The sequence below is a fragment of the Domibacillus indicus genome (assembly GCF_023715895.1).
Classification (GTDB): Bacteria; Bacillota; Bacilli; order Bacillales; family Domibacillaceae; genus Domibacillus; species Domibacillus indicus_A.
Map to the genome: position 1 here is coordinate 1 of NZ_JAMBOO010000043.1, position 21,098 is coordinate 21,098.

Sequence of the window (21,098 nt, forward strand, 5' to 3'; positions counted from 1 at the left end):
AAGAGGAAAAAGAACAAAAAGCCTAAAAGGAAATAGGCAGATTCCTGTTCAATTTTGAACAGGAATCTGCCTATTTTTGTTGGAGAAACAAGTAAGAATTTAAAAACGTAAGTTTTTCAGTGCCCTCAATAAAATCCAGGCGGTGTTTTTTGTTTTTGTATTTAAATTGTGGGACACTCTCGAAATTACCATTAGAACTTATTATTTATGCAACTTACATTGTGTCAATGTCAATCACGAATCGATACTTCACATCTGAAGCTAATACGCGTTCGTAGGCTTCATCAATTTGGTCGGCTGAAATGACTTCAATCTTAGGAACAATATTATGTTTTCCACAGAATTCCAACATTTCCTGAGTCTCACGGATGCCTCCAATCATTGAACCTGCAAATGAACGACGGTGACCGATGAGAGAGAACACATTTACTGACAATGGCTCTGCAGGCGCACCAACGTTTACTAGAGTACCATCCAGCGTTAACAGTGAGAAATAAGCATTAATGTCGATTTTTGCACTTACCGTGTTAATAATTAAGTCAAAGGTTCCGGCAAGTTTCACGAATGTTTCTGGGTCGCTTGTGGCATAGTAATTTTCAGCACCAAATTGTAAGCCATCTTCTCTTTTACTTAATGTTTGTGACAGAACAGTGACTTCCGCACCCATCGCATGTGCAATTTTAACGGCCATGTGACCAAGACCGCCCATACCAACAACCGCTACTTTTTTGCCTGGACCAGCTCCCCAATGGTTTAGTGGCGAATATGTTGTAATGCCTGCACAAAGTAATGGTGCTGCGACGTCAAGCTCAATGCTATCAGGAATTCTGACTACGAAATCCTCCGTTACGACAATGTGGGTAGAATAGCCGCCTTGAGTAGGCTCGCCGTATTTGTCAACACCAGCGTAGGTAGGAACATTTCCTTTGAGACAGTATTGTTCTTCTCCTTTACGGCAGTTCTCACATTCGCCGCAGGAGTCAACCATACACCCGACTCCTACCCGGTCACCGACCTTGTACTTTGTGACCTCGGCTCCTATATCTGTGACAATACCCGCAATCTCGTGTCCAGGTACGAGAGGATAGTTCACGGGACCCCATTCGCCATGAGCAGTATGGATATCAGAATGGCATATGCCTGCATACTTAATTTCAATCAAAACATCATGCAAATCTAGATCGCGTCGTTTAATTTCGGCTGCTCGAAACGGTTTGTCTGGACCGTCGACAGCTCGTGCTTTAGCAGTTACCATAAAAAATCCTCCTATAATGTATATTTTTCAAGAGAATGCGCCTGTATCAGGTATAAATGAATAAATCAGGTTAAAAATCTTTTCATTCATTTCCGTCCCTGCTTTTTCTCTTGCAAAACAATGTTAATCCCTATAGTTAACTCTAGGTCAAGTGGATAGCTTATATTTTTTTAAAAGATTCCCGCCCATACAGGTTTCATATCATCTATCAGTATAGCCCTATAGCTAGCTGCATTCTTTTTTAGTAAGCATATCCCCGTTAAACAGAGTCCATTTCTACTTTCCCTATAAGTTGATTTTGACACTCAGCAAATACCGTGGTAAAATTTCTGAAAAACATGGAGTTAACTCGAACTTTAGATATTTGAAAAGAGGAGATAAATGATGAGAACATATTCTATCAGCGAAGCTGCAAAAGAATTGAATCTCACAGTATATACCTTGCGTTATTACGACAAGGAGGGACTTATGCCTTTTGTAGAACGGACACCGAGCGGAACACGATTGTTTAAAGAATCCGATATCGGCGCTTTAAAAATAATTGAATGTTTAAAAGCCACCGGGATGCCTATTAAGGAAATTAAAAGTTTCATTGATTGGTGTTCTGAAGGGGATTCCACCTTGCAGCAAAGATATGACATGTTTATGGAACGAAAAGCTAGTGTAGAAGCACAGATGGATGAACTAAGAAAAACAATGGAAGTCATCGAGCATAAATGTATGTATTACAAAACTGCATTGGATGCAGGAACGGAAGATATCCATAAAAACGATAAAATAGGGAGTTTCATTACTAATTAACAAAAAGCCGCCTGTGTTTCATAACAGTGTATATAAAATACAGGTGGTTTTTGTTTGTATCATTTACTACCGCGTATGTCATCAAATTATTTGTTTCGTTGGACGAATCAAGATTTCCCTTACCGCAACAGTTTCAGGGATGCTAATGGCATAAGCTACTGCATCTGCAATGTCATTTGACTTTAAGGCTAAAATCAGTGTCAGCAGGAATATTCTCTACCATCTCAATAAATGCCGGGTCATTAGTCGTTTTATAAAGCTCAGTTAAAACAGCTCCTGGTGAAATAATGGTTGAGCGAATGTTATTTTCTTTTTTTCCTGGCGCAGTCCTTCCATGATGGTATGAACAGCAAATTTTGTCCAACAATATTATGTAATTTTGATACCTGCATTGGATCATGCAAAAAAATAGAGGATGCAGTAATATACTGTATCCTCTATTTTTATTCGTTATGAGCCATATTTTTATGGTGTTGAATAAGAAGTTATAACCGTGTTGAGCCATTTTATGTTTTCAGGATCGTTATGTGACACAAGCCCTTTTTTATATCTAACACAGTAATCTTATTTTGACGTGACTTTAAACGAGGAATGTCATGAAGTTCATGGATATCCTTTTTTCTTCACTAATGTAAGGAAGGTTTATACAATCCTCTCTAACAAATCCCCCACTTTTTCTGCCATAACACGGGGCGGATAAGGCATTCCATTCTTTAACCACCATTCCACTATTCCTACGTAAGCATTCGCAACAAATTGAACAACTACGTCTTCACTTTGACCATGATTTTTCCCTTTTGTTATATCCACATCATTCTTGAATTCTTCGATATTAAATTTGAGGAACCGATTACGAAAATATGAGGCTCCTTCACTTGCTAACATCGTTGAGAAGAATAAATAATTACTTTCAAAATACTCCATACAGTGTACAGTCGATTCAATCCAATCCATTTCAGTTGCCGATTCACAAAAATCACTCATGTTGTTTATATGTTCCTCGATTATCTTATCCAGTAAATCGAATTTATCCAAGTAATGAAGATAGATCGTTCCCCGGTTAACATTTGCCCTGTCAGCAATATCCTGAATGGTAATGTCATCAAAACCCTTTTCGGACATCAGTTCGATTAAAGCCTTTTTAATGGCTTCCTGGCTTTTGGTTATTCTTCTATCCACTTTAGTCATTATGAAGTCACCAAACTTTCCTAAAGATAATCAACAATTTTTATGAATTTGTTGAGTAATCAACGAATTACGTTCATTTAACCATTGAAAGCAACTTGCTTCTTTTTATAATTATAAACATATGTTGATTAATCAATCAATGATGATTTTCTTTTCTGGACGAAGTCAATGTCCACCACTCTAGCTGCAAAAATGAATTGTCTTCATGACCAAAAAGAAGAGCACGGTAACGATGTGAATGATGAGGTTAATCAAATAGAAGCCGGCCAAAATTATGGCTGGCCGATTATTGAAGGCCATGAAGAACAAGAAGGGATGGTGTCACCACTGTTCACTTCCGGAGATGAGGATGAAGCAACTTGGGTGCCACCAGGAAGGGGCTATTATGATGGCGAATTGTACGTTGCAGCATTAAAAGGAACGGCCGTATTAGAATTTGACCCTGAAACAGGTGAACAATGAGAGGTAATAACGGGACTTGGAAGAATTCGGGATGTGCTGATCGAAGATGACGCGCTTTATTTCATTAGCAATAACACAGACGGTCGTGGTGCTCCACAGGAGAATGACGATAAGTTATACAGAATACCACTCTCCGAATCAAATTAATTGGCCTCAAATTTCGGAAAGAGGCAGGGATTTTAAAATATCAATAGACGTTTCTTTTATCGATTCATGTGCCTTCTTGGCAGCTATATCGCGGAATGGCAAAGATTCTACAATTGATAGTGGGGGGGAGTTGTTATGGAAGACGTTAAAGTAAAATTGACGTTTAACAATGAAGCAGTAATTGTGAATATGTATGATAATCCAGCAAGCAGGGATTTTTTATCACAACTGCCATTAACAATAACGTTAGAAGATTATGCCCAAACCGAAAAAATTAGTTACTTATCAAAAAAGCTAACTACGGAAAAAGCTCCGTCAGGCAGTGAACCTTCAGCCGGAGATTTCACTTATTATGCTCCCTGGGGAAATTTAGCTATATTTTATAAGGATTTCGGGTATTCAACTGGACTTATTAAATTAGGAAAGATTGAATCCGGAATAGAAAAGCTTGAAAGCATTCAGGGTAATTTTACAGTTCAAATTGAAGAAATTAATTAAAAAGAGAAATGAGGAGGGATATTACTTTTGGTCAAACAAAACCATTTGCTTATATTTATATTAACGGTCGGTGTTTTCGGCATCTTAAATACTGAAATGGGAGTCATTGGGTTATTGCCTTCCATTGCAGACCACTTTAATGTCAGTGTATCTCAAGCAGGGCTGCTGGTGAGTATTTTTGCCCTTGGTGTTGCAGTATCTGGCCCAATTTTGCCGTTATTGTTCTCGGGTATGAATCGCAAGAAAGCCATGTTACTTGTTCTTGGCATTTTCGTTCTGGGGAACATTGTGTCCTTATTTGCAACTAACTTCACCATTCTATTAATCTCTCGTATCATTCCAGCCTTTTTTCATCCAATTTATTGTTCCTTGGCATTTACAGTAGCTGCTTCCTCAGTAAGTAAAGAAGAAGCTCCAAAAGCTGTTTCTAAAGTATTTATAGGAGTATCTGCTGGTATGGTAGCCGGTGTACCGATCGCAAGTTTTATTGAAAGTGCCGTTTCGTATGAAATGGCGATGGCATTCTTTGCTATTGTTAATGCGATTGTATTCATTGCTACATTGATTTTTGTGCCATCGATGCCTGTTGAAGAAAGACTTTCTTATGGTACACAACTTTCCGTATTAAAAAAACCTATTATATGGCTTTCCATCATGACTGTCATTTTATTAAACTCAGCCGTGTTTGGGGTTTATAGTTATCTTGCTGAATATCTGAAAACAGTAACGAATATGGCTCCGAATACCATAAGTTTAACGTTATTCATCTTCGGTGGAGCCAATATTATTGGAAACATTGTCGCAGGAAAGTTACTTACTCATAGTGCCACCAAATCTGTAGTATCTTTTCCTTTGTTATTGAGTGCTGTTTACATCATTTTATTTTTCGCAGGACAGTTTGCCGTACCTGTGGCAATTATAACTTTAATTTGGGGAATATTAGCTGGAGGAATAATGGCAAATATTAATCAATATTTGATTGCATCTTCAGCTCCCGAAGCGCCTGATTTTGCCAATGGATTATTTATATCATCCTGTAACGTAGGAACAACATTAGGTGCAACTGTAGGTGGGATATTTATATCAGAAATGGGTACACAATACGTTGTATTCGTGGGAATCCTATCCTTGATATTAGGTTTGATAACTATTTTACTGAGAAACTATATGTTTACTCCTAGACAACAACTTTCTCGATAAGGAATAAACTCCATATTCTCTATGAACCTCTTAATCATTATTAATTTATATAAGGATGGTTACGTGTAGCTTTAACGTATGTTTTATCAGCAGCATTTCTTGCGTTTACCCTGGCAAGTTCCTTAATTGGTCAGTGAGATGGGCGGACAACGGTTACATTAATCACTATAGCGGTCATCTTCTCTTGGCTGGCATGCCGATTTTGCAAGTTTGCACTTGCGAATTACGCCAGTGCCAGCAGTTAGAAAACTTAGCTGCCTGGATGTAACTAATGTAAAATCAAAAATTGAGGTTCTGGGCATGTTTTGATTAAGTATCAAAACATGCCTTTTTAAATCGAAATAGACAACATGCAGGTAAGTTTATTCATTAAATCAGTAGTTATAACTCAAAGTTTTTAAATAGGTTTTATCCTTATATACTGAGCAGGGTTAGTTTAAATCAAAGCTCCTTGACCTACTCGTATAACTACACTTTTATGCGTGCATTATTCTAGGTAGTGGGTTGGATACCTTGATCAAGATTGGCTCAATACCTTTACATAATCAACAAATTCGATTGATTTGTTCACTAATCAACAAGTAGGATTGGATTGTCTATTGTAAGCACGGTGCTTCTGTTTAAAAATTATAGACAGATATTGATTCATCAATTGACTGTACTAATATGTTGACCGGAAGCGAGTATGTAGTTAGCAGTTCTTAAAGCTAACTTTAAACGATTGAATCTTCATACATAAAAGAGTTGGGGTGAAGAGGATGAATATTGCACAAGTTGCAAAGCAGTTTGATTTAACAGCAGCCACTCTCAGATATTACGAACGTATAGGCTTGATCCCGCCTGTAAAGCGTAAAGAAAATGGCATTCGTAACTATAGTGAAGAGGACATTAAATGGATTGAGTTTGCAAAATGTATGCGAAATGCCGGTTTGAGTATTGAGTCATTAATTGAATATACCTCTTTGTTTGCCGAGGGAGATAAGACTCTAAAAGCCCGCAAAAATATTCTGGTTGAAGAAAGACAGCGGTTGGCAGCGAAATTGCTAGAGGTTGAAGAAACAGTCAAAAGACTAGACAAAAAAATTGAGTATTACGACGGATTGTTGCTTAAAAAAGAGGAGGAAATGAAATGTTAACCTTTGATGGAAAATAATCATGCATAAGGATTGACAATTTCTAAAGAGCGATGAAACTTAATTCTCGACTTAATAAGGCAGATACCTTTGGGATAAATGGTCAAATCGACGATGAACCTCTATCATGAAATGGTTATACGGAATAAGATTAAGAGATTTTAAGTTTTCTATTATTTCAAAAAAACTAATGTGAAAAGTTTGAATCGAGTTCTCGCTATGCAGGTTATACATCATTCTGAAAAAGTATTCTGCTCGTATTCTTTTACTAGCTTTGGAACTGGAATTGAAAGGAGAAAACAATGAAAAAACTTACAGCGCTAACTTTATCACTTTCTTTCTTCGCTTCAGGAGGTACCGATGCAGGACAGGCGGTGGCCGCCGAAAAAAATGCTGATTCAATGACCATTATTCAAGGCAGCCTGGAGGATTCTTATAAGGGGCCGGCCGAATATTTTACCGGCAATGTACGCGTTGATCCTCTTTTTGCTGAAAATGAATCAGCCCCTTATTCAGGCGCATATGTGACATTCCAGCTGGGAGCAAGAACCGCCTGGCACACTCATCCGACAGGGCAGAGACTGATGATTACAGAAGGTGTTGGCTGGGTGCAAGAGTGGGGTGGTCCGATTAAGGAGGTCCGGGAAGGTGACGTGGTCTGGTTTCCACCTGGCGTCAAACATTGGCATGGAGCTTCACCTACGGAAGCCATGACACACATGGCTCTTACAGGAGTGCTCGATGGTAAAAACGCGGAATGGCTGGAGAAGGTTAGCGACGAGCAATATGGTGCGCAGAATAAAAAAGAGAAAATCAAAAAAGAGAAAGAGGAAATACAAGCTTTAACTGAAAGACAAGAAAGCATCGTGACGATCGCGGCATTTACCGCCGATGGTGATTTGCCGCAATTAGAAACCGCCCTGCACGAAGGGTTGGATGCGGGCTTAACTGTCAATGAGATCAAGGAAGTCCTTGTACAGATGTATGCCTATGCGGGATTCCCTCGCAGTTTAAACGGGATCAATACCCTTATGGCTGTTATAGAAGAACGGGAAGCGGCAGGCATCAAGGATGAAATGGGTCCTGAAGCAAGCCCGCTTCCGGCCGATAAAAGCAGCATTGAACTTGGAACGGACATTCAAACGAGCCTGGTTGGAGCGCCGGTTACAGGAGCAATTTATACATTCACTCCAGCCATCGATGAGTTTTTGAAAGGACACTTGTTCGGAGATATCTTCGGACGAGACAATCTGGATTTCCAGAGCAGGGAGCTCGCAACCATTGCGGCACTGGCCAATATGGAAGGTGTCAATTCTCAGCTGCAGGCGCATTTTAATATTGGGTTTAATACCGGACTGACGGAGGATCAAATGAAGAGTGTGGTGTCAGTCCTTGAAGACGAAGTAGGCAAAAAAGAAGCCGATAATGCTGAGGAAGTATTAAATCAGGTTTTAAGCAGCAGGGCAAAATAAGGCTCTATGCTGAAGTAATCCTCATTATTAGCTGCTTTCCGGCATATAGAGTTCATTTCTTGGTGAAACAAAAGTACAGTTTGCCAGTTAAAACAGGTATGTATAGGTAAACCTACATTACTTTTTGAACAAAAAATTAGCGCCGCATTCCCCTTCAAAATCTCTGATTTAGTGGGGGTTAGGCGTTAAGGTCTTTATTCTCTTTGTTCTTCTCTATATTTTTTATTATATTGCTTGCTGCTTCTTACTTATAAGCACTCCTATTGATTCTCTTTTCGTTTTACAAGTGATTTCCATTTTGATACGATCAACGTATCATAAGATCTAAAAAATGGAAAGGAGGGTTTGACCATGAAAGTTGCGAAGTCGCTGCTGCACAAAATTACAAACCAGACCGAAATCTTCAATGATACGCTGGATATTTACAATGAGGCTCTGTCCTTCATCATCCAGGTTATCGACAAAGAATTTGATAATACCGACGGCCTGACAAACAAATCAATTGTGCCTGCAGTAGAAAAACTGATTCACGCAACCAAATCAAACCCTTTTCCAAAATACAAAGAGTTTAACGAGCGTTTTTACAAGTTTCCATCCTATTTTCGCAGAAGTGCCATTGCTTCCGCTTTGGGCAAGGTAAAGAGCTTCCGCTCTAACTATCAAAACTGGGAAAAAGAGCAGAAGTATGCTCTTTCCGAAGGGAAGAAATTCAGGAAACAGCCTCCCCGCCTGCAGACGGAACATAAGGAATTTCCTGTTTTTTATAAAGGGAATATGTTCAACAAAACATCCGCTACCACTGCGCAAATCAAGGTATTCCATCAGAATGACTGGGTATGGGTAGATATCGAGTTTAAGGGGCAGGACCACTACAAACGCGGTGTCTGGGAATGGAAAGAGAACAATCCTAAGCTGATTAAGCGGGGAAAGAAATTCTTCCTCTCCATCAGCTATGAAAATAAAGTTACTTTAACAAAAACGCCTATTCAAGAACAAAAAGTGTGTGCGGTAGATCTTGGTCTGATGAACTCTGCGGTTTGTTCCGTTATCGATGCAACAGGCACTGTCTTAGGCCGGATATTTATCAACCAGCCTAAAGAAAAAGACCGTCTGCAGACGTTAACAAATAAACTGCGAAAAGCCCAGCGGGCAAGCGGCCGTATTCATGCTCCACATTTTTGGCGGCAGATCAATGGATACCAGCAGCATATTGTCTGCCACACAAGCCATGAAATTGTAAAATTTGCGGCAAAGCATGGCTGTGACGTCATCGTATTCGAATACCTGGGCAGAATGAAAACTCCAAAGGGATTCTATGGAGCCAGAAAACTTCGCTTCAAGCTTCACGGGTGGCGGAAAATAGGCATCCAGAACAAAGTGGAGGAAATGGTGCACTGCCTGGGCATGCGCATCTCCCGGATCAATCCGCGAAACACCAGTTCCCTGGCGTTCGACGGATCTGGAAAAGTGGAACGGAATCCAAAAAAAGACCTTGCCACGTTTTCAACGGGCAAAGTCTATCATGCGGATTTATCCGCTTCTTATAATATTGGAGCCCGTTATTTCATTCGGACTTTGCAAAAATCCACTTCGGAAACGAAATGGTTGTCACTTCAGGCAAAAGTTCCTGAGCTGGCAATAAGGACATCGCAGACCTTGTCTTCGTTCATTAGTCTCCATTATGCACTCGGGCTTCCGGAGGAAGCTTAACCAGCTGATGTTGTACCGTATTCAAGATAAGGGATGCTCCATCAAAATCTTTGATTTAGGTGGAGAGGTTCACTCAGAAAGCATTCAAATACTGAAAAACGAAACACCATCTCTGTTTGGTCTTGGAATTTGGGCACTTCCAATTAAGCCGGACAGAAACGGTGTTTTTCGTTTAATTAAGCCTTGCACCAAAATGATCATCAAGCCATCACATTAAAGCTTTAGGTTCATTTTGGCTCTATATACACTGAGAGGTTATTTAGAAGTTGGATTGCAGTATTTGAAAGCATGAATTGTATAAAGAATTTACAGAAAAGAGGAAATAGAAATATAGTTTATTAGTTATCCCTCCTACCGTCCCTTCTGTGGTGTATGGGAAAGTACTGTTGGAAGGTATATAAAAAAGGTTAAATATGTAATAAAGTAAGTCTTTTTAATCTTTTAAGGGAAATTTTGATGGAATCTATTGACTTAAAGTTCACTTAAAGTTGTACCCTGACTTTAACTTGTCTAGAGAGGGGGGAATAAAGCACGCTAGCAGAATATATTTTGGACAATTTGCGAACGTGAACAGAAGAGTAATAACAACAGGAAAAACATTGGAGGGACTTAAAATGAAAAAAAAATCTATTATCACGCGTGTACTCACAGTGATAGCACTGGGCTTGCTTTTATCCGCGACCATCGTTGCATCCCAGACCGGTGTTGGCGCTGCATACACGCCGGACATGTCCAATGGAGCAGACAACTTTTACAAGAGCAACAAGGTAACCATGAAGAAGGTTGAATTTAAAAATCAATATAACATGAATGTTGTAGGAAATCTTTTTATTCCCAAAGGCTTGAAGAAGAACACCAAAAATCCCGCGATCATTGTCGGGCATCCTATGGGCGCAGTAAAAGAACAAAGTTCGAATTTGTACGCCCAGAAAATGGCTGAAAAGGGATTTGTTACTTTGTCATTGGATTTGTCTTTCTGGGGAGAGAGTGAGGGTCAGCCTCGCAACGCTGTTTCGCCGGATATCTATGCCGAGGATTTCAGTGCTGCGGTGGATTTCCTAGGCACCCGTTCGTTTGTTGACAGGGAGCGGATTGGTGTTCTCGGAATTTGTGGCAGCGGAAGCTTTGCTATCAGCGCGGCCAAGATCGACCCCCGCATGAAAGCCATTGCGACAGTCAGTATGTACGACATGGGTGCCGCCAACCGTAACGGGCTTAAACACTCGCAGACTCTTGAGCAGAGAAAGAAGATTCTCGAAGAGGCAGCGGAGCAGCGCTATGTGGAGTTCACAGGCGGTGAAACCAAATACACCAGTGGGACCGTACATGAACTGAATGAAAACTCTACCGCCATTGAACGTGAGTTTTATGACTTCTACCGCACTCCAAGAGGTGAATTCACTCCCAAGGGCTCGTCACCTGAACTCACGACACACCCGACGCTGACCAGTAACGTCAAGTTCATGAATTTTTACCCGTTCGAAGACATAGAGACGATTTCACCTCGTCCGATGCTTTTCATCACGGGTGAAAACGCTCATTCCAGAGAGTTCAGCGAAGACGCCTACAAGCTGGCAGGCGAACCGAAGGAACTCTACATTGTTCCGGGCGCAGGTCATGTGGATCTGTACGACCGGGTGAATTTAATCCCATTTGACAAGCTCGAGTCCTTCTTCAAAGAAAATCTGAAGAAAAAATAAAGCTTGTGTTGAAGATCATAGAGAGCTTTGCGCGCCAATGGTGCACTGAGTGAACCGCTGTGTGAATCCCGATAAGATATGCGGGATTCACACTTTTTTGCCCAAATAAATCAAGGTATGCAGGATAGGAATGTTAGCAAACAAACGCATTGTTGTCAGCTGATTTGGCGGCACAGAAGTAATGTAATTGAGTGAGGAGCCGATGCCAAAATCGAAAAGAAATGAATTCCTTATCCAAAATTTAGTGACGGAAGTTTCGGTTGAAGATATTATCCTTTTGATTTAATAGTTAAAATTTGACACCATACAAGGCACATACGTTAAACTTATATTCAGATAAAATAAATCGAAATTTCTGATCATTTATCAATCTATTTTTATCAGATGGGTTGATTGTGTCATAAAGCCAGGAGGGACGGAACGGATGAACCAGCTGCATCCTGAGATTGATAAAATTCTTCAAAATATTGAACAAGTGATAGCGGGCAAACAGGAGGTGGCTAAACTAACACTGGTGGCGCTTCTCGCCGAAGGCCATGTGCTGCTTGAAGATGTGCCCGGTGTCGGGAAAACCACGATGGTCAGGGCACTGGCGAAGTCCATTAGTGCAGAGTTGCGAAGAATCCAGTTTACACCAGATTTACTTCCATCCGATATTATGGGTGTATCGATTTATAACCCGCGCGATATGGACTTTCAATTTTACCCGGGTCCGATTATGGGGAATATCATCCTAGCCGATGAAATTAACCGGACGTCGCCTAAAACCCAGTCTGCGCTCCTCGAAAGCATGGAGGAAAACAGCATTACAGTGGATGGTATAACACACGTGCTTGAAAAGCCGTTTTTTGTCATGGCTACACAAAATCCGATCGAATATGAAGGCACTTATCCTCTGCCAGAAGCCCAGCTTGACCGCTTCTTGTTAAAAATGAAAATGGGCTATCCTACTTTAGAGGAAGAAATGGATGTTTTAAAGAGAGCTCAAAATGTGCCCCCTATTGAAGATCTTCAGCCGGTTGTCAGCCTTCCGGAACTCCGGCAGCTGCAGCTCGATATTAAAGGCGTTTATGTAGATGAATCTGTCAGAAGGTATATTGCTGAACTTTCTGCGGCCACCCGTTCTCACAAAAGTGTTTTCCTAGGCGTCAGCCCCCGTGGTTCCATTGCCCTCATGAAAGCCTCACAAGCGCTGGCTTTTATGCATAACAGAGACTACGTGCTTCCTGATGATATACAGTATCTCTCTCCGTTTGTTTTTGCCCACCGGCTTATTTTAAAACCAGAATCTCGTTTTGAAGGGGTGGATGTCGAAAATGTAATTGAGCAATTGTTAGACCTGGTTTCAGTGCCGGTTCAGAGGCACGTGGCCGAATGAGCAGGGCATTCTCGAAAGCAAAAGAATTCCGCCGATTCCTATTTTTAATGGGGCTGACTGTTCTTGCTTTTGCGTATGCGATGTTTCAAGGAGGATTTGTCAGCTGGTTCTTATTTTACAGCTTTCTTCCCATCGCTTTTTATGCGTTCATGTTGTTTTTTTATCCTTTGTCCCTTAAAGGTGAAAGAACATTTTCTAAACAAGAGTTTCTTTTCCAAGAGCAGGTCCGCGTTCAAATCGCACTTTCAAGAAAAAACCGATTCCCGCTTTTTTATATCATCGCAGAAGAAATGATTAGCAGCTCCTCCTTACTCTCTGAACAGCAGATAAAGAAAGTCCTGGTTCCTGGCTTTAAAAAAAAGCTGGTGTTGGGCTATGAGATCAGCCAGATGCCGAGAGGAGAACACCACTTCACGGGAATTCGTGTGAAAACAGGCGATTTATTCGGTCTTATTGAAAAAGAAAAACAGATTCCAATCGAAAATAAAATAGTGGTGTATCCTTCTTTCGAAGAGCTTCAATACCGGCCGATTTCTGGTTCAGCTGGTCAAGGCTCTGCGATGACAGCAAGGGCGTATCAAAATCAGGACACTTCCATGTCTGTCGGCATTCGCAGCTATCAGCCGGGTGACCGACTATCCTTGATCAACTGGAAAGCCACGGCGAAACGGAACAGCTTAATGACGAAGGAATTTGAACAGTACCGGTCTCACGATGTCATGATTGTGATGGATTGCACGCCTTCAGCGCAGTTTGAAACAGTTGTTTCGTTTACGGCTTCTGCTATTAAGGGCATCATCCGGTCAGGTACACAAGTCGGGCTGCTGACAGCAAGCGATAATGGCCGCAGTTTTGCGATTCGCGGCGGCGAGGGACAGGAGCAGCAGCTTTTTTACCACCTGGCGACCATTAAAGAGGCAGGCACTGTTTCTTTTGCAAAAGTCCTGGAAAATGAAACAGCGTTTATTCAGCAGAGCCGTACTCTTTTACTTGTGACTGCGCAGCTGACTGAGAAAATGATCGAACGAGCCCGTTATTATGCAAGTCAGGGCCAGTTCGTAATCGTCTTTTTGGCTGCCGGCAGCCAGACTGCTTCGGAACACAAGCTGGTTCAGCAGGAACGCGGGATTAAAGTTTGTATGGTACATAAAGGTCAATTTGCGAAGGCCTTTTCGGAGGTGAGCAGGGCATGAATCAACAGCGTACAAAGTGGACGATTGATTCTTTTCTTTTGCATGTTCTCAGCTTTCTGCTTCTATGGGAGTGGCTGCGTCCAGTCGAACAGTTAACCGGTACAAACCCGATCGGCTTTTTTGTTGGCTTTATTGCTGGATCACTGCTGCTGGCTTTTTTAGGAGTGCCCCGTCTAGTCTCTGCTATTTTAAAAATGATCTATATTCTGTTTTGTATTCAATTTATTCATTATGGCAGCTTCGGCACGATGATGAATTTGTTTTTAAGCGATGTGATTCAGAATACCGGGCTGATATTAAAAGGCCAGTGGACAGAGCTGTCCGATTCAATTCGAACGCTGCTGTTTTTTTCTCTTTTGTGGATTACTGTGTATTTAATTCACTATTGGCTGATGATCCGCAGTAATATTCTATTCTTTTTTTTCGCTACAATTGTGTTTATTACGGTTTTAGATACGTTTTCTCCCTATTCAGCACAAACAGCGATCATCCGGTCCGTTTTGATTGGTTTTGTCCTGATGGGAATATTGGCTTTCCGGCGGCTGACGGACTCAAAAACGCAAAGTATGATGAAGCTGAAATGGATGGTTTCGGTGGCCGTCTTCGTTGCCGGGAGTACAGCTATTGCCTTTGCTGCTCCCAAAGCGGACCCTGTCTGGCCCAATCCCGTTCCGTTCGTGAAGTCCCTGGGCGGTTCAGGCAATACGTCGACAGACGAAACAGGAGGAGGCGGATTTCGTTCTGATGATTCTGAGCTTGGCGGTCCGTTTCTGCCTAGTAGTGAAGTGGTCTTTACAGCCGAAGTAGAAGAAGAGCATTACTGGAAGGTCGATACGAGAGATGAATACACCGGAAAAGGATGGATTTCTTCCAGTCCAGACGAGCAGCCGCTCACTTTCAGGCGAAGGGTACCGCCGTCCTTTTTCTCTTTTACAGAGGAAGTTCCTTCAGAGGAAAGGACAAGCATTGTCTATAACGAAGAAGATTATGGCTATATCCCGTACCCGCACGGCCTGGAGAGAATCGAAGCAGCATCCTCCTACCGATACGAGCTGAATGAGGGGACCGATAAAATCACGGCAATCAACGGGGATGAACAAGAAGTGCCTGCATCGTATTCCGTTCAGTATAAACATCCTTCTTTCCGGGCAGAAGAGCTTCAAAACAGTTCATCGGAGGAAGCCGGCGCTTCTTTTCAAGCCATTGCCAACAGGTACACACAGCTTCCCGAAAATATACCGCCACAGATAAGAGAACTGGCGCTGGATATCACAGAGGAGCATGAAACGTGGTTTGAGAAAGCAAAAGCGATTGAAGCCTATTTCAGCTCCAGCGGCTTTACGTATGAGCAGGTGGATGTGCCTGTTCCGTCAGAAGATGAAGATTACGTGGCCCAGTTTTTATTTGATACGAGACGCGGCTACTGTGACAATTTCTCAACCTCGATGGCTGTTATGCTAAGAACAATTGACATCCCTGCCCGCTGGGTAAAGGGCTACACAGAAGGAACTTACCTGGAAACGACAGAATCCGGAAATCAGCTGTATCAGGTGACAGGTGAAAATGCGCATTCATGGGTCGAGGTATTCTTTCCGGGTATCGGCTGGGTGCCTTTTGAACCGACACAGGGGTTTACGAATGCAGCGGTTCCAGAATTAGAGGCAACATCTCAAACACCAGTAAATGAAGAAACACCGACTGAAACACCGGCCGAAACGCCAGAACAGCCTGCAGTGGAAGAACCGACACAGGCAGAAGAGGGTCTTGATGAAGATTCCGGAGAAGCGTCGGAGGTAAATGCAGAATCATTCCTGAATACGAATTGGAAAGCCATTGCTTTTCTGGCTGGAGCAGCGCTTATTCTTGCTGCGCTATGCTACCGGTACCGGAGGAAATGGCTGCCTTTCTATTACATTTTCATGTTTAAACAAAAGAAAGAGGATCACCATTTCCCACAAGCATATCTTGTTCTTCTTGCCCAGCTGGACCGCTCTGGACTGAAGAGAAAAAAAGGCCAAACGCTGAGCGGCTATGCGAAGGAAATCGACACTCAGTTTTCCAGCAGCACAATGAGCGGTCTCACCGCCCATTATGAGCAATATTTATACAGAGACCGCCTTCCGAATGGAACATGGAACCATGCGAGAAATGAATGGGAAAGCCTTATGAAGAAAACCAGTTCTTAAATGGGTTGCGAAGCTTTTCCTAAAAAAGCTGTCAGGTTCTACAGGCTATTTACACCCCCGTAGATGGTCAGCCGTTTTCGTAATTATCTGCCTAGATAGGGGTAGAGGTTGCTAGTTCAACCCCGTTAGGAATCAGAAATTCAGTGATCCCTCTGTATCTTTTTAAAAAGCCTGCTGTTATTGGAACTTTGCTCGTTTGAACAAATGCACAGGACAGGCAGCGCTTTTAGACGTAAAGGAAGAATTAAACTTCTTGAAAAAGCTGCTAAAATACGATAAAATTATCCGCATAAAATAGTTTGTACAAAGGGCTTGAGCAGGTGTTTGTCACGGTTGAGGCGTGATAGACGGTTACGATGGATGGGTAGCCCCATCCTGTAACACGCGGGGGCTCTTTTTGTTTTTTTGGTCATTTAATTACCGCAATTATACAGTTTATTTCGACAGTTAATAATAAAAATGTTCAGGGAGTTCGTGTTATGGATAAAGAAATCGTGAAAGCCTATACGACAACTGAAGTGGCTGCGATATTAGGTATCTCCCAGAGTACTGTGCGAAATTATAGTATCGCACTTGAGAAACATGGATACGTAATCGCGAAACCAAAGAGATCTCGTGTGTTTGTTGAGCAGGACGTTGCAACTTTAACGCAAATGAAAGAATTGAGAGCCTCATCTAAATTACCCATTAACGATATAGCGGGTATGCTGGGCGCTGCACCTATTGTGCTTCCAAGCGAAACGGCTGAAATTGAAGTACAAAACAACGCCGCGTCGAATGAAATATTGACTGCTATAATGGAAGAATTTACTGCTATCAAAAAAGAGAATGCAGAATTAAAAAAAGAACTTAAGCGTAATATGGATCATATTAATGTGGTCATATACGAAGTTCGAAGAACAAGCAGTCTGCTGTTTAAAGCTTTATCTGACCAGCCAGAACAAAAAAGAAGAGGTCTTTTTGGGAAAATAAAGTGATATTGCTGAATTCCTTTAAGTCCGTGTGAACTTATAATTTGAAGCTTGTACTAATAATACCTTTCTGCTCCAAATTGTTATAATTACATGGACTACGTTACATCGACAGGATAGAGGCCGCCGGTTTGAACCCAGTAGGAATCGTTTAGTGCCACATCTTTTAAAACTCTCATGGAGAGGGGATTTAACGGAAAAGATTATCTCTTTAGAGATGGTCTTTTTTATGAGGAATTTTTTATTGAAAGAGAATAGTGTTGGTAACAGGATTTTGCAGCATTAGTGGTCTGATTTAATGGATTAATTTTGAAAGCGTTAAACAAGTTCTTTTCGCTGAATCAATCTTATAACGGACTAGGAAAAACAAAAAGCTAGCACACGACTATAAAAATTTTATTTAAAACCCGCTTCAAGTATTGAAGAAATAAGCGAGAGGGATTATGATTGATTAAAGCGCTTTCATTTTGTGCTCTATTGGATAAAAAGTGACCTATTTGACTACATAAGCAGTTTATCGTGCACCAAAATAAAAACTTAAATCTAGAACGATCAAGGGGGCTAAACATGTTGCAAGTAAATATGCATTACGTCAAAGCAGCGGCTCATCATGCAAATGAATTGAAAAAAGTTTTAGATATCCATGGATCCTATGAAAGAAGGCACAGAGAAATAAAATCTGTTGCTCATTATATTTATTTGTTAAAAAACAGACTGGACCAGGAAGAAGACAATGCTGCGGTCCTGTCAGATTGGGAAAATGCTGAAAAAAGAGCGCGCCGATCCCAAAGGTTAATTAACTGGGATGCATCTGAAGTGGCGATAAAAAATGAAGTTGGATGGCTGGCTCTTATGATTGAACGAATGGAGCTTGCTCTTAGTGGAATTAAGCCGGTATTAACGAACGATGAAAAGCAACAGTTCGAGCTAGAAATGATCCCTAAAAACAAACTGTTTAAAAGCAGCTGATCGTTCTTTATTTAAATTGGACAAAGAATATGGATTCCGGCCGTCTTGCAGCATTAAGAACGTTAATGGAAAAAGGACAGGAACTGATCGGACAAGCGGCCGGTGCTTCCATCAATGCCAATAAATAAACGGAAGACAACATTAAACAACTAACGTCATCAGGAGGGAATAAATATAAAAATTTGGCTAGCAGAATGATCAGCCAATAAGGAAGCATATGAAAAGGCGTAAAGAGAATCTTTACGCTTTTTTTGTTTTCCCATTCTAGGTGAGACCTGCTCATCTGTTTTAGATGAAATGCACATAACCTTATCTTTCCTGCCCAGATAAATATAGATGCTTCACGGGTTGGTCACAGGGCTGTAACCAAAGTAAAGAAAATGAATAAATAACGAACATAAAACATCTCAAGTGTCTATAATGGTGGCGGATTGGCCAACAGACAATGGAGGTGAACTATATTGTAAGTAAGGGAGAAAACTAGAGGGCAGCCGTTCACTGGTAATGACAAAGCAAATCCTTAACTCTTTGAAGAATGTAAGTTAAGGATTTGCTTTTTGTGTTGTTAGGGTATTGTGGATGGACCTCTCACTTCTTATCAGCTTTTAAATAGCTTATAACTAGGATAATAATAGTAAATAAATATTTTAATCTACAAACAATAATGTTATACTATTTTATATTTATTATTAAATAAAGTTATACTAATTAGGGTGATGATTGAATAGTGATATTCTATTTTTGCTTGTAATGGATCTGGAAAAGAAGAATGACTAGGCTGTGCTCTGGCTTGCTGTGGCGTCTAAGCAGGAGCGCCTGCATCATTTCTACAAATCTTAGGGGATAAGGAAGGATATAATGAGCAGCAGACAGAAAAAAACAGACGTTATCTTAATTGGTGCTGGAATCATGAGTGCAACTTTGGGAACAATTCTGAAAGAATTAGTACCGGACTGGAACATCAAAGTATTTGAGAAGCTCTCAAAAGCAGGAGAGGAAAGCTCTAACGAATGGAACAATGCAGGAACGGGGCATGCGGCACTGTGTGAGCTGAACTACACGGTCGAAAAACCAGACGGCTCTGTAGATATCAGCAAAGCCATCAACATTAATGAACAATTTCAAGTGTCCATGCAGTTTTGGTCTTACCTTGTAAAGAGCGGGCTGCTACATAATCCAGAGGACTTTATCATGCCATTGCCTCATATGAGCTTAGTGCAGGGTGAAGAAAATGTAACGTTTCTAAAAAAGCGTTTTAAAGCGCTGTCAAATAATCCACTGTTCCAGGGGATGGAGTTTTCCGAGGATCCTAAAAAACTGATGGAATGGATTCCGCTTATTATGCAGAACCGCGCAGCGGATGAACCGATAGCGGCAACTAAAATTGACTCTGGAACAGATGTCAACTTTGGCGCTTTAACACGCATGCTGTTTGATCACTTGAAAAGCAAAAACGTCGATTTACACTACAATCATAGTGTGAATGATATTAAACGTACGAGCGACGGCTCGTGGGAATTGAAAGTGCGGAATATCGACAGCGGTACGGTTGAATCTCATACGGCGAAATTCGTCTTTATCGGAGGCGGGGGAGGAAGCATACATTTACTGCAGAAATCCGGTATTCCGGAAGGGAAACATATTGGCGGATTCCCGGTAAGCGGAATCTTTATGGTGTGTAATAATCCGGACGTTGTAGCGCAGCATCATGCAAAGGTATACGGAAAAGCAAAAGTGGGCGCTCCTCCAATGTCTGTGCCGCATCTTGACACACGGTTTATCGACAATCAAAAATCACTGCTGTTCGGGCCGTTTGCCGGCTTTTCACCGAAGTTTTTAAAAACCGGTTCAATGCTTGATTTAGTCACTTCCGTAAAACCGGATAATCTCTTAACCATGCTGTCGGCAGGGGCTAAAAATATGTCATTAACAAACTACCTAGTCCAACAAGTGATGCTGTCAAAAGAAAAACGCATGGAAGAACTGCGCGAGTTTATCCCGAATGCCAAAAGCGAGGATTGGGATTTAGTCGTAGCGGGACAGCGGGTGCAGGTGATCAAAGATACGGAGGCTGGTGGCAAGGGGACACTGCAATTTGGTACGGAAGTCGTGAGTGCGGCTGATGGCTCGATCGCAGCGCTGCTTGGCGCTTCTCCGGGTGCTTCTACCGCCGTTCATGTCATGCTTGAAGTAATCACAAAATGCTTCCCTGAACAGATGAAAGAATGGGAACCGAAAATTAAAGAAATGATTCCTTCTTATGGCGTGTCCTTAATGGAAAACCCAGAGCTTCTGCATGAAATTCATGCTTCAACAGCGCAGGTGCTTGGTTTAAGTGAAAAACAGCCATCCTTTAGTTAATTCTATATATCTCCACTGCGCAGGAGGAAGCAACCATAGTACAGGCAGTCTACCCAGGAATCCAGATAAAACCGATATTGAAAGATACATTAGCCGGCTTTACCCAGATGCGCAGCATAAAGAGTGAAAGACAAATTTATAAAGAAATAATAGGATTTTGAAAAGTGTATTCTTAAAGCAGCAAAAACCGCCTTAAGGCGGTTTTTTTGTGGTTGGGCATACGGCTCTTCTTCATCGTCAAGTTTGCCTATACTTTATTTTTTAGGAAAACAGAGTTTATATTTTCTTTTGTCCCTTCTTCTTGGCGTTCAAGTTTTAGATTAGGTTTACATATAGCTTTAAACTTATGGGGACCGTCAATAATTTTGTGTAAATGGCGAATCCCTTTTCTTGCAGACTGTCATTTAATCAGTCGTTTTAAACATGGCTGCGAGCTCTGCGCGCGCCTGGTCAAAACCAATATGGCACCGCAAA

The 21,098-nt window shown here is 41.4% G+C and carries 15 protein-coding genes and 1 pseudogene; 14 read left to right on the top strand and 2 right to left on the bottom strand.

From position 1 onward, the window contains the following. Positions 1 to 214 precede the first annotated feature (214 nt). Entirely contained in the window at positions 215 to 1,255 is a 1,041-nt protein-coding gene (locus M3221_RS24765; RefSeq protein ID WP_251274729.1) for an NAD(P)-dependent alcohol dehydrogenase, read from the bottom strand. A gap of 384 nt (positions 1,256 to 1,639) precedes the next feature. On the opposite strand from M3221_RS24765, the gene M3221_RS24770 reads away from it, so the two are divergent. Then, the gene (locus M3221_RS24770; RefSeq protein ID WP_251274742.1) at positions 1,640 to 2,056 is read left to right on the top strand and encodes a MerR family transcriptional regulator; all 417 of its coding nucleotides are present in this window, start codon (positions 1,640 to 1,642) and stop codon (positions 2,054 to 2,056) included. Between the two features lie 642 nt (positions 2,057 to 2,698). Here M3221_RS24770 and M3221_RS24775 read toward each other — a convergent pair. Beyond that, positions 2,699 to 3,244, bottom strand: coding sequence for a TetR/AcrR family transcriptional regulator (locus M3221_RS24775; RefSeq protein WP_251274730.1), 546 nt, complete (start codon positions 3,242 to 3,244; stop codon positions 2,699 to 2,701). Positions 3,245 to 3,463: 219 nt separating this feature from the next. On the opposite strand from M3221_RS24775, the pseudogene M3221_RS24780 reads away from it, so the two are divergent. The 13 genes and pseudogenes from M3221_RS24780 to M3221_RS24845 form a co-directional block, all read left to right on the top strand. Next, a pseudogene (locus M3221_RS24780) lies at positions 3,464 to 3,853 on the top strand (PQQ-dependent sugar dehydrogenase); the annotation flags it as partial. 135 nt (positions 3,854 to 3,988) lie between these two features. Further along, a complete protein-coding gene (locus M3221_RS24785) occupies positions 3,989 to 4,351 on the top strand; it encodes a cyclophilin-like fold protein (RefSeq protein ID WP_251274731.1) in 363 nt (120 codons plus the stop codon). Positions 4,352 to 4,378: 27 nt separating this feature from the next. Continuing rightward, positions 4,379 to 5,551 carry an MFS transporter gene (locus M3221_RS24790; RefSeq protein WP_251274732.1) on the top strand — a complete coding sequence of 391 codons (1,173 nt, stop codon included), beginning with the start codon at positions 4,379 to 4,381 and terminating at the stop codon, positions 5,549 to 5,551. A 758-nt stretch (positions 5,552 to 6,309) separates the two neighbouring features. Next, positions 6,310 to 6,687, top strand: coding sequence for a MerR family transcriptional regulator (locus M3221_RS24795; RefSeq protein WP_251274733.1), 378 nt, complete (start codon positions 6,310 to 6,312; stop codon positions 6,685 to 6,687). Positions 6,688 to 6,986: 299 nt separating this feature from the next. Next, positions 6,987 to 8,156, top strand: coding sequence for a (R)-mandelonitrile lyase (locus M3221_RS26665; RefSeq protein ID WP_311316177.1), 1,170 nt, complete (start codon positions 6,987 to 6,989; stop codon positions 8,154 to 8,156). Positions 8,157 to 8,507: 351 nt separating this feature from the next. Further along, positions 8,508 to 9,866: an RNA-guided endonuclease TnpB family protein gene (locus M3221_RS24810; RefSeq protein WP_251274734.1), complete on the top strand. Its 1,359-nt coding sequence runs from the start codon at positions 8,508 to 8,510 to the stop codon at positions 9,864 to 9,866. Positions 9,867 to 10,480: 614 nt separating this feature from the next. Continuing rightward, positions 10,481 to 11,566 (top strand): alpha/beta hydrolase, encoded by a 1,086-nt coding sequence (locus M3221_RS24815; protein ID WP_251274735.1) that lies wholly within the window; start codon positions 10,481 to 10,483, stop codon positions 11,564 to 11,566. A 424-nt stretch (positions 11,567 to 11,990) separates the two neighbouring features. Beyond that, positions 11,991 to 12,944 (top strand): AAA family ATPase, encoded by a 954-nt coding sequence (locus M3221_RS24820; protein WP_251274736.1) that lies wholly within the window; start codon positions 11,991 to 11,993, stop codon positions 12,942 to 12,944. Beyond that, on the top strand, positions 12,941 to 14,137 hold the full coding sequence (locus M3221_RS24825) for a DUF58 domain-containing protein (protein ID WP_251274737.1): 1,197 nt from the start codon (positions 12,941 to 12,943) through the stop codon (positions 14,135 to 14,137). Before M3221_RS24820 ends, M3221_RS24825 begins: the two co-directional genes overlap by 4 nt. Beyond that, on the top strand, positions 14,134 to 16,323 hold the full coding sequence (locus tag M3221_RS24830; protein ID WP_251274738.1) for a transglutaminase TgpA family protein: 2,190 nt from the start codon (positions 14,134 to 14,136) through the stop codon (positions 16,321 to 16,323). Before M3221_RS24825 ends, M3221_RS24830 begins: the two co-directional genes overlap by 4 nt. Before the next feature lie 479 nt (positions 16,324 to 16,802). Further along, entirely contained in the window at positions 16,803 to 17,300 is a 498-nt protein-coding gene (locus M3221_RS24835; RefSeq protein ID WP_251274739.1) for a MerR family transcriptional regulator, read from the top strand. Between the two features lie 561 nt (positions 17,301 to 17,861). Then, the gene (locus M3221_RS24840) at positions 17,862 to 18,263 is read left to right on the top strand and encodes a hypothetical protein (protein ID WP_251274740.1); all 402 of its coding nucleotides are present in this window, start codon (positions 17,862 to 17,864) and stop codon (positions 18,261 to 18,263) included. A gap of 858 nt (positions 18,264 to 19,121) precedes the next feature. Continuing rightward, positions 19,122 to 20,624 (top strand): malate:quinone oxidoreductase, encoded by a 1,503-nt coding sequence (locus M3221_RS24845; RefSeq protein ID WP_251274741.1) that lies wholly within the window; start codon positions 19,122 to 19,124, stop codon positions 20,622 to 20,624. The last annotated feature ends 474 nt before the right edge of the window (positions 20,625 to 21,098 follow it).

Bases quoted from the DNA above. Each gene is read 5' to 3' on its own strand.
- M3221_RS24830 (WP_251274738.1), top strand. From the start codon at position 14,134: ATGAATCAACAGCGTACAAAGTGGACGATTGATTCTTTTCTTTTGCAT.
- M3221_RS24795 (WP_251274733.1), top strand. From the start codon at position 6,310: ATGAATATTGCACAAGTTGCAAAGCAGTTTGATTTAACAGCAGCCACT.
- M3221_RS24840 (WP_251274740.1), top strand. From the start codon at position 17,862: ATGTTGCAAGTAAATATGCATTACGTCAAAGCAGCGGCTCATCATGCA.
- M3221_RS26665 (WP_311316177.1), top strand. From the start codon at position 6,987: ATGAAAAAACTTACAGCGCTAACTTTATCACTTTCTTTCTTCGCTTCA.
- M3221_RS24785 (WP_251274731.1), top strand. From the start codon at position 3,989: ATGGAAGACGTTAAAGTAAAATTGACGTTTAACAATGAAGCAGTAATT.
- M3221_RS24835 (WP_251274739.1), top strand. From the start codon at position 16,803: ATGGATAAAGAAATCGTGAAAGCCTATACGACAACTGAAGTGGCTGCG.
- M3221_RS24825 (WP_251274737.1), top strand. From the start codon at position 12,941: ATGAGCAGGGCATTCTCGAAAGCAAAAGAATTCCGCCGATTCCTATTT.
- M3221_RS24765 (WP_251274729.1), bottom strand. From the start codon at position 1,255: ATGGTAACTGCTAAAGCACGAGCTGTCGACGGTCCAGACAAACCGTTT.
- M3221_RS24770 (WP_251274742.1), top strand. From the start codon at position 1,640: ATGAGAACATATTCTATCAGCGAAGCTGCAAAAGAATTGAATCTCACA.
- M3221_RS24810 (WP_251274734.1), top strand. From the start codon at position 8,508: ATGAAAGTTGCGAAGTCGCTGCTGCACAAAATTACAAACCAGACCGAA.
- M3221_RS24820 (WP_251274736.1), top strand. From the start codon at position 11,991: ATGAACCAGCTGCATCCTGAGATTGATAAAATTCTTCAAAATATTGAA.
- M3221_RS24845 (WP_251274741.1), top strand. From the start codon at position 19,122: ATGAGCAGCAGACAGAAAAAAACAGACGTTATCTTAATTGGTGCTGGA.
- M3221_RS24775 (WP_251274730.1), bottom strand. From the start codon at position 3,244: ATGACTAAAGTGGATAGAAGAATAACCAAAAGCCAGGAAGCCATTAAA.
- M3221_RS24815 (WP_251274735.1), top strand. From the start codon at position 10,481: ATGAAAAAAAAATCTATTATCACGCGTGTACTCACAGTGATAGCACTG.